This window comes from Roseomonas sp. 18066, from assembly GCF_902706185.1.
Taxonomy (GTDB): Bacteria; Pseudomonadota; Alphaproteobacteria; order Acetobacterales; family Acetobacteraceae; genus Pseudoroseomonas.
On the sequence record NZ_CACSJM010000083.1, the window covers coordinates 15,060 to 27,138 of the forward strand.

Sequence of the window (12,079 nt, forward strand, 5' to 3'; positions counted from 1 at the left end):
GCGGCCACCGGGCCTAGCCTGCGCCGGCGTTGAGAAAGGCTTCCCCACCATGCGCATCTTCCTGACCGGCGCCTCGGGCTTCATCGGATCGGCCCTGCTGCCGGAGCTGCTGGCCGCCGGCCACGACGTCCTGGCCCTGGCGCGCAGCGACACCGCCGCCGAGGCGCTGCGCGCTGGCGGCGCCACGCCGCATCGCGGCGACCTGGCCGACACGGCCAGCCTGACCGCCGGCGCCGCCGCGGCCGAGGCCGTCATCCATGCCGGCTTCATCCATGATTTTTCCCGGTTCGCCGAAAGCTGCGAGACGGACCGGCAGGCGATCGCCGCGCTGGGCGCCGGCCTCGCCGAGGGCGCGCCGATGCTGGTCACCTCCGGCACCGCGCTGCTGGCCGGCGGCGGGTTGGCGCTGGAATCCCAGGGAGTTCCGGCCAGCAGCCGCAACCCGCGCCGCGCCTCGGAAGAGGCGGCCGATGCCCTGGCGGCGACCGGCCAGCGGGTGGCGGTGGTGCGGCTGCCGCCCTCGGTGCATGGGGCGGGCGACCATGGCTTCGTGCCGCACCTGATCCGGCTGGCGCGGGAGACGGGGGTCGCCGGCTATCCCGGCGATGGCGCGAACCTGTGGCCGGCGGTGCATCGCGCCGATGCGGCGCGGCTGTTCCGCCTGGCGCTGGACCACGCCACCCCCGGCGCCCGCTTCCATACGGTCGCCGAACGCGGCCTCCCCTTCCGCGTCCTGGCCGAGGCGATCGGCGCCGGGCTGGGCATCCCCGCCGCCAGCCTGCCGCCGGCCGAGGCCGCCGCGCATTTCGGCTGGTTCGCCCATTTCGCCGGGCTGGACAATCCGGCCGACAGCGCCTGGACGCGGGCGACCCTGGGCTGGCAGCCGGACGGGCCCGGGCTGCTGCAGGACCTGGCCACGGCAGGGTATTTCGACGGCTGAGGCGCAGCGTCCGGCGGGTGGCCAGCCGCCGATGCGGGGGTGGCGCCGTCGCCACCCCCGCGCCAGGTCAGGCCACCGGCGTGGCGAGCAGCTGCTGCTCCCACAGATAGGCGATGCCGCTGGCGCCGGCATGCTGCTTCATCACCTCGATCAGCCCCGCGACATGCTCGGTCCGGGCCCAGTCGCGCTGCCATTCGGAGGCCACGGCCAGCCAGGTCATCATGTTCACCCCGGCGGCGAGCATGCGCTGGATGGCGACCTGGTGCGATTCGACCGAGACGCCGCCGCAGGCATCGGTGACCACTGTGACATCCCAGCCCTCGCCCGCCGCCTGGATCGCCGGCATGGCGACGCAGACCTCGGTCCAGAGGCCGGCGATGATCAGCTGCTTGCGGCCGGTGGCCTTGACCGCATCGACCGTCGGCTTGTCCTCCCAGGTGTTGATGAAGGTGCGGTCGATGACCGCCTGGCCGGGGAAGACCTCGGTGATCTGCGGGAAGATCAGGCCGCCCTGGCGCGCGATCACGCTGGTCAGGATGGTGGGCACGTCGAAGGCCTTCGCCGCCTTGGCGAGGCCGGCCGAATTGTTGATCACCGTCTGCGGGTCGTGGCTGTTCAGGTTGGTCAGCTGGAACGGCTGGTGGTCGATCAGGACCAGCACCGAATCCTCGGGACGAAGCAGTGAATCAAGGCCATTGCGAAAGGTCATGGATACTTCCTCTGCCGCCATTGTTTGCCGGGTGGATGGGCCGGGAGACTGGCGCGCCGGAAACTGTCATCGCGGTCAGGGCTGCGATAGCGCCGCGCCGTGCCAAGCTGTGTCGCCAGATCAGGAACGCCGGGTTGGATATCGAAGCGCTGCGGATCTTCGTCGAGGTGGCCGATGCCGGGGGCGTCTCGCCCGCCGCGCGGCGGCTGGGCCTGGCCAAGTCGATCGTCAGCCGGCAGCTGGCCCGGCTGGAGGCGGAGCTCGGCGTGCAGCTGCTGGCGCGCACCACCCGCGGCGCGGCGCTGACCGAGGCCGGCGCCACCTTCCGCGACCATGCCGCCCGCGCCTGCGCCGAGATCGACCTGGCGCGGGAGACGCTGCTGCCCGAGGGCGAGCTCTGCGGCCGGCTGCGCGTCGCCGTGCCGCTGACCTTCGGGCCCACGCATTTCGCCACCGTCCTGGCCGAGATGGCGCGGCGCCACCCGAAGCTGCAGGTCCACGCCGCCTATAGCGACCGCTTCGTCGACCTGATCGCCGAGGGCTTCGACTGCGCCATCCGCGTCGGCTACCTGGCCGATTCCAACCTGGTCGCCCGGCGCATCGGGCCGCTGCAAGGCCGGCTGGTCGCCAGCCCGGCCTATGTCGCCGCCCATGGCCTGCCGGAGACACCGGCCGAGCTCGCCAGCCACCAGGCGCTGATGCAGGGCACCGAGGCCTGGCAGCTGATGGAGGGCGACACGGTGGTGACGCTGCGGCCGCAGGGGCGCTTCAAGGCCGACAACGCCACGGCGCTGGCCGCCGCGGCGCTGGCGGGCCTCGGCATCGCCTGGATCCCGGACGGCATCACCGCGGAGCACCGGGCCTCCGGCGCGCTGGTGACGGTGATGCCGCGCCACCCGCCGCCGCCGGCGGGGATCTATGTCATCCGCCCGCCGGGGCCGCATCCCTCGCGGAAGGTGCGGGTGCTGACGGAGATGCTGGTGGCGTGTTTCGCGGAACCTGGCAGGAGTTAGGCCGTCTCGGGCCCTTCCAGCAGCGACCAGATGACCAGGGCCTCGTTGATCTGCGTTGTCGCCGCGACGGTCAGGAGATGCTGCTGCGTCCGGCGCGTATCATCCAAGGCGAGCGTGCCCTGGATGGCCAGCGCCAGCGCATCGCCGGCTGTGCCGTAGAGGTGGCGCACCACCGCCACTAGGCCGTCCAGCACCGCCAGACACAGCGCGAGGGCGATGGCGCGGAACTGACTGGAGGCTTCGAGCACCCCGGTCCCGGCCTCACAGACGCTCAGGAAGCCGAAATGGATCGCCTCCTCCCAATGGGCATAGCGCGACATCAGGCCGTAGAGTTCGCCCGCCGCAGGGAAGACCGGCTTCAACCGGCCTATGCACTTTGTCGCCTTCAGATCCTTGACCATCGCAGGATCAGTGATCCGAAAAGCCGCCGCCGCCCAGGCCATCATTTCGAGTGCCAGCCACAGCGCCGGCACCGCCTCCAGCAGCCGCCCCTGATCAGCTAGATGCCGCGCGGTGTCGAGGGTGGAGGGCAGCGTGTAGAGCGTTACCTCCGCGGCCAGGCGGCCGAAGCTGCCGGGATCATCGGGATGCAGCGCCTTCAGCTCCTGCATCAGGATGCCGCGGCAGTCCGCCAGATAGTCGCTGACCGCATCGCCCAGGCTGCGCGGCGGCGGCACCTCGTAGGTCTGCGGATCGACATAGCGCCGCAGCGTGCCGTCGATCGACTTCAACCCGGCCTGATACGAAAAAAGCGCCGCCAGGATCCGGCGGCGCAATTCAGGCGGGGTCTCGCGGGTGACGCCGACGGGGAAGCCGCCATTCGCACCCAGCACATCGTCAAACCCAACCAGCCCATGCAGCCGGAAGTCATCGGCCCAGGGCGGCCGGTCGGGTCCCATCAGCCACTACCCCCGGCCGACAGGGCGCAGGCGGCTCACTCCCATTCGATTGTTTAAACAGCATATAACCATTTGAAATAACTGCAAAATTTTTTCTGGCTACAGGGAAATTCCGACACTGAGATCGTCAAAAAGTTACGCTGTTGATTTTAAAGGGAAAATCGCCAGAAAAATATTTTTGAGGTTTCGCCAACTATCGGGATCAGTTGGACGATTTTTGCACCTCGCGGCACCCGGCGGCGTACTCGACGCGCGTCAAAAAAGTACCGACACCCAGACTATATCACGCATCGCGGGCGGATGCCATCCGGCCTCAGGCGAGCGGCCCGGCGCGAACCATCCAGGCTAGCCTCCAGCCGCAGCGTTGCTGGTTGAGAAAGATCAGGCCAATTGGGAGAATTATCGCGCATGTGAGATGCGCGATAATCAGGACCACTCAAAGCCATATTCCCGACCGCGCTACAGGTGCGGCCTGTGACATCACCCGCCTTCTCGGGGGAGATTGTGAAACACCTATCGAACCAAATGAATAGCTTCGGAGCCCAAATCACCCTCTTCGATCGAACAGCGTAATACGCCATATATGACTTATTAAGTCTATATATCGTTTATATCTGACGTTTAGATGGCAAGCGCGAATTCGGTCTGCTCATTGACGAAGGCGGCTTCATATTCGCGCGCTAGAGTACCCGAGACGCCCACCTGTCGAAACACCTCACGCCATCCGTCGGAAATGCGCAGCGCCGTCTCGCGGATCATCCGGCGAGCATCTGCTTCGGCGATCTCGAAGAATTCGCACGCTTCAAGGGCCAGACGGATGGACCGATCATGCGCGCCGCCCTCAAGGATCGCCGTTTCAAGATGCGGATTGCGATCTGGCGCAGGATTCACATCGAAAACCGGAGACAGTCGCCAGCGGCCCGACCCCACATAGAGGAAGCCGTGATTTTTCAGATGGTCATCCTTGTTCGACACGAGGATCGTGAAGATCAGACGCAGGAAGAGCTCGCCGAAATCGGACTGCGGAACAGCGGCATTTGCTCGCATGAAGTCGACGATCTCCGTATAGGAGCCCAGGTCGGTTCCGGTCTTGCCAAGGGCAGTGCGGGCCGAGATGTAAGGAATACGTGCGGTCCCGCGCCGATCGAACCGCTGGATCAGTGCCACCGGAAACGGCGTGTCGGCCAACTCCAACCTGACCTCGGGCGTGCGGATGCCGCAGGCACGGGCCAGGCGAAGCGTCGCAACCTCAACGCGCTCGATCGGCTGCTGGTCGTGGACCGAGGTGAACTTGGCAAGCCAGAGCGTCTCGCCGTCCCGGACATTGGCCTTGGGACGCGCGCCGCCGGAGCCGCCCGCGCCAGCAAGCGCCTGCATCTCCTCGGCGGAAATCTCCCTGCCTTGCTCATAGGCCCGCGCGATGGCCGTGATCGCCTGCAGATCGACTAAGCGTGGCACAGCATCGGCCGCACCGCCCCGGATGACTTGTCCGGCATCGTCGAGAAACCGCAGCGCGCCCTGCCGGCACGTATCATCGGACAAGGTCAAATACTCGAATTCGGAAAGGCCGTTGCCATAGGCGCGCTCGAGAAGCCTGCGGCCCCAACTATCCGGCGCTGCGTCGGCAAAGACACCTGCCAGTGCGTCGCGCACGTTTCCTGACTGACCCGATGTGTGAAATGGTCCGGCCTCTAGGGGGAAGGTCGGCTGCACGGCAAAGGCGCGGGGATTCTCAATCCAGGCGGGGTCATAGGCAAAGGTCGAGAACTGGCGCGGCCCGGCCTGTGTGAAACGCAGTTGACCAACAGGTGTCAGGCTTTCGCCGAGAACGACATGGGCGTTGAAGTCGGGCATCAGAATGACGCGCCGTCCGGATCGACAACATCCGCATCATCCTGCGCCGTCTTACCCTTGACCTTCTGCCTGCGTAGCGTGGTCGCAAAAGACCGCCCGCGACGTGGCTGGCGTTCGGCGGTCAGCGCCAGACCCAGATCGTCCTTGCGGATGTCGATCAGATCGGTCAGCCGGTCGATAAGACCAAGCACAACCAGGATATCGGCGAGCGTACCGAGCGCGACACCGGGATCCCCCTTTTCCAAGCGTGCTACGGTGCTCGGCGACGTACCCGCGCGCACCGCCAGATCGGCCACGGCGATTCCGCGCCGTAAACGAGCGCCGCGGACATCGCTACCCAGCCTTTCCAGGGCAGACTTTGATTTTGGCGATCCCATTGCAATGATCCAGATACGATAATTATAACCCTTCATCACATCATATATGACTGATTATCGAATGCAGCAAGGGTAATGCACAGCAGCGGGCTTCCGGCACCTTCGTGAAGCTACTGGCCGCCAGTGGTGGCAGCGGCACGTCGCTACGACTGCGCCTGGTGAGTGCTGCTTCAGTTCAGCCGCTAGTGAGATGTTCCTCGCTGCGCAGTGTCCTGTTCATCTCACTCTCCTTTCGGCAGGGGCCTTCCCCGAGCAATGTTGGTCAACGCCGCGCCCTGAGAGTGAGAGGGGCGACGTGTTCTTTCGTCATGTTTCGGGCCAGAGGAATGGATGTGGCACTGCCTCGCGAGAGGCCCGTCGCGTCGAAAAATCCCATTCCAGCGACTTTGGCACCGCCGAGGAGCCTCGATCGATCACCCGAATTTTGAGGGGCGGCGACGCGGTAGACCGGAGATGCAGCCTGCAGCCGGGAATCAGTGGCGTTTCAGTGTCCTAGAAAGAATCTGTTTGATTCCATGAGCTTAAAGGCAGTTTCGAGTTGACTAATTTTGGCAACAAACCTAGCCTAGTGAGAGTGTGGACCGGTTTTCAGTGACGGGTTGAGGGTTGGAGAAGAAGTCTCCGACGCCCGTCATGGAGATTGGTCCCATGAATATGCACGTCCTCGATGCGCGCCGTGACACCAGCGGCGGTTACAAGGTCGATGTCGGCCGTGGCGAGCGGGTCGGCCGCGTCTCGTCTGAGTGGTTCGCGCGTCCGGCCGACGAGCGCTACCTCTCCTTGTCCGAGTTGGCACACACGGTCCGCGACCGCACCGAACGTAGCCGGACGCGGGTGGTGGAAAGCGCGCTCATCCATGTCGAGGCGAACCGCAATGACTCAGAGCGGCTGGCGCTGATCCTCCCGGGCACCGACACTTCCATCGCGACGACGCACTGGTCCTTCGGCCAACTCGCCAGCCTAGTCGGAGCGCCCGCCGCCTATTTGCGGCAGCTTCCTGCCGCACTCGCCGGCATCAACCTGCAATACGGCCTGACCTCCAATCGGGCCGAGCAGATCAAGACGCTCGAAACTGATAACGGCCGGGTCGAGCTGCGCGCCGTTACAGGCCCGGACTACGGCCGCATCTTCGACCACGAACTGGTCGAGGCGGTGCAGCGCATCGCCGGCAACGGCACGGGCGACACCCGCTGGAAGGTTCCGGGCGTGCTCGATTGGTCGACCGGCATCTACAATCCGCGGGTAGACATCACCAAGGATACCACGACGCTCTATGCCTCCGATCGCGACGTTTTTCTCTTCCTCGTCGACGACCTGAATCCGATCGAGGCCGGGCGCCTGCCTGACGGCTCGCCGGACTTATATTTCCGCGGCTTCTACTGCTGGAATTCCGAGGTCGGCGCCAAGACGCTCGGCATGGCGAGCTTCTATCTGCGCGCGGTCTGCCAGAACCGGAATTTGTGGGGCGTGGAGGATTTCGAGGAAATCACCATCCGCCACTCCAAATATGCCGCCAACCGGTTTGCGCATGAGGCCGCCCCGGCGCTAGCAAACTTCGCCAATTCCTCGCCGCTGCCTTTCGTCAACGGCATCAAGCAGGCGCGCGAGCGGATCGTGGCGCGCACAGACGAAGACCGCACCGACTTTCTGCGTCGACGCGGCTTCTCCAAGGCCGAGACCGGCAAGATCATCGAAACGGTCCAGGCGGAGGAAGGGCGGCCACCCGAGAGCATCTTCGATTTCGTGCAGGGCATCACCGCCGTCGCGCGCGACAAGCCGCATCAGGACGCCCGCCTCGACATGGAGGCCAAGGCCAAGAAACTGCTCGATCGAGCCGCCTGACATCCGCAAAGTCGGAGATGCGGATTTCCGTGTCTCCGGCTTTGCGCTTCCGCGTGTCCCAAATCCCGTCCCGTGGCGCTGCCCCCTTTAGAGGAAGAGGGCGGCGCTTCGCTTCGTGACGGGTTGGAGGTCGAGAGAGAGTCTCTCGGCCGCCCGTCGTGGAGTATCCCGTGCCGTTCAGAAGATCGCGTCCCTTGGCGAGCGTCGCGACATCCCCTTCAACAAGCTCATCCTGAGCCAGGCCAACGTCCGCAAGACCAAGGCCGGCGTCTCGATTCCGGAACTGGCCGAGGATATCGGCCACCGCGGCCTTCTTCAGAACCTCAACGTCCGCCCTGTGCTTGATGGCGAGGGCGTGGAAACCGGCATCTTCGAGGTCCCGGCCGGCGGTCGCCGGTTCCGGGCGCTCGAACTGCTGATCAAGGCCAAGCGTCTCGCGAAAACCGCGCCGGTCCCCTGCAACGTCCGCGACGCCAGATCCGCGATCCCCGCCGAGGAGGACAGCCTCGCCGAGAACGTCCACCGCGAGGCGCTGCATCCCCTCGACCAGTTCAAAGCCTTCCAGGCCCTGATCGAACGCGGCATGGGCGAGGAGGATATCGCCGCCCGCTTCTACGTCACCCCGGCCGTGGTTCGTCAGCGGCTGCGCCTCGCTTCGGTCGCCCCGGCACTGCTCGACGTCTATGCCGAGGACGGCATTGCGCTGGACCAACTCATGGCCTTCACCGTGTCGCACGACCATGCGCGGCAGATGGAGGTGTGGGAGACGATCCAGCGATCCTACAGCCGCCAGCCCTACGAAATCCGCCGCATGTTGACCGAAGGTGCGGTACGCGCTTCCGATCGCCGTGCGCAGTTCGTCGGGCCTAGGGGGTATTTCTTTTTGTTTTCAGCGACTTAAGTCGTACCGCAGCGTAAAATCGGCGGCGTTCGGATGGGCCTGAATCATTCCCATTCGATCGTCCCTGGCGGCTTCGAGGTGATGTCGTAGGTCACCCGGTTGATGCCGCGCACCTCGTTGACGATGCGCCCGGCGACGCGGGTCAGGAATTCCATGGTGAAGGGATAGACATCCGCCGTCATGCCGTCGGTGGAGGTCACCGCCCGCAGCGCGCAGGCATTGTCGTAGGTGCGGCCGTCGCCCATCACGCCCACCGTCTTCACCGGCAGCAGCACGGTGAAGGCCTGCCAGATGGCGTCGTACAACCCGGCGCTGCGGATCTCTTCCAGGTAGATCAGATCGGCCTTCTGCAGGATCGCCACCTTCTCCCGCGTCACCTCGCCGGGGATGCGGATCGCCAGGCCAGGCCCCGGGAAGGGGTGGCGGCCGACGATCTCCTCCGGCATGCCGAGCTCGCGGCCGAGGGCGCGGACCTCGTCCTTGAACAGGTCGCGCAGCGGCTCGACCAGCTGCATCCGCATGTCCTCGGGCAGGCCGCCGACATTGTGGTGCGACTTGATCGTCACCGACGGCCCGCCGGTGGCCGAGACGCTCTCGATTACGTCCGGATACAGCGTGCCCTGCGCCAGGAAATCGGCGCCGCCGATCTTGCCCTGCTCTTCCTCGAAGACCTCGATGAACAGCCGGCCGATGGTCTTGCGCTTCTTCTCCGGGTCGGTGACGCCGGCCAGCTCGCCGAGGAACAGGTCCGAGGCGTCGCGATGCACCAGCTTGATGTTGAAGCGGCCGCGGAAGGTGTCGACCACCTGCTCCGTCTCGCCGCCGCGCATCAGCCCGTGATCGACATAGATGCAGGTCAGCTGGTCGCCGATCGCCTCGTGGATCAGCACCGCCGCCACCGAGGAATCGACGCCGCCGGACAGGCCGCAGACCACCTTGCCAGTGCCGACCTGGGCGCGGATGCGCGCCACCGCCTCGGCCCGGAACGCCGCCATGGTCCAGTCGCCCAGGCAGCCGCAGACGCCATGGGTGAAGTTCTTCAGCAGCGCCGCGCCATGCGGCGTGTGCACCACCTCGGGGTGGAACTGGATGCCGTAGAAATGGCGGCTGTCATCGGCGACCATGGCGCAGGGCGCGCCCTCGGAGGTCGCCACGATGCGGAAGCCCTCCGGCAGCCGGGCGACGCGGTCGCCATGGCTCATCCAGACCTGCTCGCGCGCGCCCTGCGCCCAGACATCCTGGGTCAGCGCGCAGGCTTCCTGCACCTCGACATAGGCCCGGCCATATTCCTGGTGGTCGCTCTTCTCGACCAGCCCGCCCAGCTGCATGCACATGGTCTGCTGGCCGTAGCAGATGCCCAGCAGCGGCACCCCCATCTCGAACACCGCCTGCGGCGCCCGCGGGCTGCCTTCGTCGACGGTGCTGGCCGGCCCGCCCGAGAGGATGATCCCCTTCGGCGCGAAGCCCTGGATGCGATCCGCCTGGGCGGTGAAGGGCCATACCTCGCAATAGACGCCCGATTCCCGGACCCGGCGCGCAATCAACTGCGTCACCTGGCTGCCGAAATCGAGGATGAGGATGCGGTCCTGGTGGAGAGCTTGGGAGGACAGGTCGACCATGGGCGAGCTTGCACCACGTCCGTCTCCCCGAAGCAAGGCTTTCGAGCGGCCGCCGCGGCGCGCCAGGGTTGCAACGATCGCGGCCCTCTGCCCGGGCCCCGCTCACGCAAGGGCGCTCGGCCGCCCCCTTGATCCCCCGGCGCGCCGCCGCCAGGGTCAGGGCAACAGCCCCGAGGAGCGTTCAACGGATGACCTGGTCGATCGTGGCGCATGACCCCGCCAGCGGCGCCTTCGCCGTCGCCGTCACCACCTGCGCCTTCGGCGTCGGCGCCTCCTGCCCCTTCGTCCGGCCCGGCATCGGCGCCGTCTCCACCCAGTCCTTCACCAACCGCTATCTGGGCCCGGCCATCCTGGACGGGCTGGCCCGCGGCCTGTCGCCGGCCGACGCCATCCAGGGGGCGCTGGCCGGCGACCGCGGCAGCGCGCTGCGCCAGGTCCATTGCGTCGACCGCCACGGCAATTCCGCCGCCTGGACCGGCGAGAGCTGCGTCGAATGGGCCGGCAGCACCAGCGCCCCGGGCTTCTCGGTGGCGGGCAACATGCTGGCGGGTGAAAGCGTGGTGGCCGAGACGGCGGCCTGCTACGCCTCCGCCGCCGCCCTGCCGATGCCGGAGCGGCTGATGCTGGCCCTCGATGCCGGCCAGGCCGCCGGCGGCGACCGCCGCGGCCGGCAATCGGCGGCGATGAAGCTGATCACCGGCGAGGACTTCCCCGACCTCGACCTGCGCGTCGACGACCACCCGACGCCGCTCGACGAAATGCGCCGGCTGCTCGGGGTCTGGCGGCGGGACCGGGCGCCGGGACTGGCCACGGCGCCGCGCAGGGCGGATCCCTCCGGGCTGGTCGACAAGGCGGTCATCGAAGCGGGGTGGCGCGCCAAGGGGCTCGAGCTGCGCTTTCCGAAGCGGTAGCCACAGAATAAGAAAGGCCAGGGGAAGGAATTCCCCTGGACCCCATCTTTTTTCTGCGCCCCGGAGCCCCGGCTTGACCTACGACATCATCTCGGGCTGGTACTGCGATGCTGCGCCAAAACCCTATCGGGTCTTTGGGGATGACTACGTTCGCTCGGTCGGATGCTTCTATCTGTGGGAATGGTGCCTGCGGAAGTTCACCGCGCCCGACCAGATCTACATCTTGGAATCGGCCTCGCCCGTCCTGCCCTCGCTGCCGCGGCGCTCCAATATCAACTGGACCCGGCTGAGCCGGAACTTCGGCCATGCGGTCGGCTGCCCGCATCACTATTCGGGCTGGTCGCGCGCCCTGCTGAGCGGCCTGATGCTGGCCTATTGCAACGGCCACGACCACGTCGTGCTGGTCGAACAGGGCAGCCTGCTCTACGGCGAGGACATCATCGAGCGGCAGATCGCCCAATACCCGGAGGCGAAGATCATCGCCCCCTCCGGCCGCGGCACGCCGCAGCCGCTGCAGACCGGCATGCTGATCTTCCGCACCGCGATCGTGCCGGACTTCATCCAGCGCTACACCGCGATCGCCGAGCCCGACGCCCTGCTCAGCCCCGAGAAGAAACTGGCCCGGGTGGGCCGGGAGATCGGCCTGGCCCTGTCGGAGCTGCCCTTCGGCCGGCGCCGGCCGCTCGACTTCGCGCAGGAGACCTTCTTCCTGCGCCACGCCACCACCGGGGAGCTGCAGGCCTTCGCCGAGCTTCTCGGCCTGGAGAAAGTGCCGGACGCCCCCCTGTGTGACCGATAGGGCTGCGTCCGGGCCTCAGCGCGGCGGGCGGTCCTGCTGCTGCTGCGGACGCGGCGGCGGATGACCGCCTGTCTCTTATACTCATCTCCGAGCCCACAAGACGGACTCCTACCTCGTATGCCGTCTACTGCATGAAAAAAACATTAGATGCAGTTTTAAGAAAAAATCGCAATCAAGCCACGAATGAAATCAAAAATTTACTTAACATACATGAA

10 protein-coding genes and 1 pseudogene are annotated in these 12,079 nt (G+C 66.3%); 6 read left to right on the top strand and 5 right to left on the bottom strand.

The genetic code is table 11. The features are described from left to right. Positions 1 to 49: 49 nt before the first annotated feature. Positions 50 to 940: an SDR family oxidoreductase gene (locus GVN67_RS17155; RefSeq protein ID WP_159998160.1), complete on the top strand. Its 891-nt coding sequence runs from the start codon at positions 50 to 52 to the stop codon at positions 938 to 940. A gap of 67 nt (positions 941 to 1,007) precedes the next feature. On the opposite strand, the gene GVN67_RS17160 is transcribed toward GVN67_RS17155, so the two are convergent. Continuing rightward, entirely contained in the window at positions 1,008 to 1,649 is a 642-nt protein-coding gene (locus GVN67_RS17160; RefSeq protein WP_159998162.1) for a hydrolase, read from the bottom strand. A gap of 134 nt (positions 1,650 to 1,783) precedes the next feature. Between GVN67_RS17160 and GVN67_RS17165 the strand changes: the two genes are divergently transcribed. Then, positions 1,784 to 2,662 carry a LysR family transcriptional regulator gene (locus GVN67_RS17165; RefSeq protein ID WP_159998164.1) on the top strand — a complete coding sequence of 293 codons (879 nt, stop codon included), beginning with the start codon at positions 1,784 to 1,786 and terminating at the stop codon, positions 2,660 to 2,662. Here the strand turns inward: GVN67_RS17165 and GVN67_RS17170 are convergent. The 3 genes from GVN67_RS17170 to GVN67_RS17180 form a co-directional block, all read right to left on the bottom strand. Then, positions 2,659 to 3,561 (bottom strand): hypothetical protein, encoded by a 903-nt coding sequence (locus tag GVN67_RS17170; protein ID WP_159998166.1) that lies wholly within the window; start codon positions 3,559 to 3,561, stop codon positions 2,659 to 2,661. The genes GVN67_RS17165 and GVN67_RS17170 overlap by 4 nt on opposite strands. A 621-nt stretch (positions 3,562 to 4,182) precedes the next feature. Next, complete coding sequence (locus GVN67_RS17175; protein ID WP_159998168.1) at positions 4,183 to 5,415, bottom strand: type II toxin-antitoxin system HipA family toxin; 1,233 nt, start codon at positions 5,413 to 5,415, stop codon at positions 4,183 to 4,185. Then, positions 5,415 to 5,828 carry a helix-turn-helix domain-containing protein gene (locus GVN67_RS17180; RefSeq protein ID WP_235035343.1) on the bottom strand — a complete coding sequence of 138 codons (414 nt, stop codon included), beginning with the start codon at positions 5,826 to 5,828 and terminating at the stop codon, positions 5,415 to 5,417. The genes GVN67_RS17175 and GVN67_RS17180 overlap by 1 nt, the downstream gene beginning before the upstream one ends. 612 nt (positions 5,829 to 6,440) lie before the next feature. On the opposite strand from GVN67_RS17180, the gene GVN67_RS17185 reads away from it, so the two are divergent. Both GVN67_RS17185 and GVN67_RS17190 read left to right on the top strand, forming a co-directional pair. Next, positions 6,441 to 7,634, top strand: coding sequence for a DUF932 domain-containing protein (locus GVN67_RS17185; RefSeq protein WP_159998170.1), 1,194 nt, complete (start codon positions 6,441 to 6,443; stop codon positions 7,632 to 7,634). A gap of 184 nt (positions 7,635 to 7,818) precedes the next feature. Next, positions 7,819 to 8,511, top strand: a pseudogene (locus GVN67_RS17190) (ParB/RepB/Spo0J family partition protein); the annotation flags it as partial. Positions 8,512 to 8,579: 68 nt separating this feature from the next. On the opposite strand, the gene guaA reads toward GVN67_RS17190, so the two are convergent. Continuing rightward, a complete protein-coding gene (guaA, locus tag GVN67_RS17195) occupies positions 8,580 to 10,154 on the bottom strand; it encodes a glutamine-hydrolyzing GMP synthase (protein ID WP_159998174.1) in 1,575 nt (524 codons plus the stop codon). A gap of 188 nt (positions 10,155 to 10,342) precedes the next feature. Here guaA and GVN67_RS17200 point away from each other — a divergent pair, with 188 nt between their 5' ends. Both GVN67_RS17200 and GVN67_RS17205 read left to right on the top strand, forming a co-directional pair. Further along, the gene (locus tag GVN67_RS17200) at positions 10,343 to 11,065 is read left to right on the top strand and encodes a DUF1028 domain-containing protein (protein ID WP_159998176.1); all 723 of its coding nucleotides are present in this window, start codon (positions 10,343 to 10,345) and stop codon (positions 11,063 to 11,065) included. A 73-nt stretch (positions 11,066 to 11,138) separates the two neighbouring features. Further along, on the top strand, positions 11,139 to 11,864 hold the full coding sequence (locus GVN67_RS17205; protein WP_159998178.1) for a hypothetical protein: 726 nt from the start codon (positions 11,139 to 11,141) through the stop codon (positions 11,862 to 11,864). Positions 11,865 to 12,079: the final 215 nt, after the last annotated feature.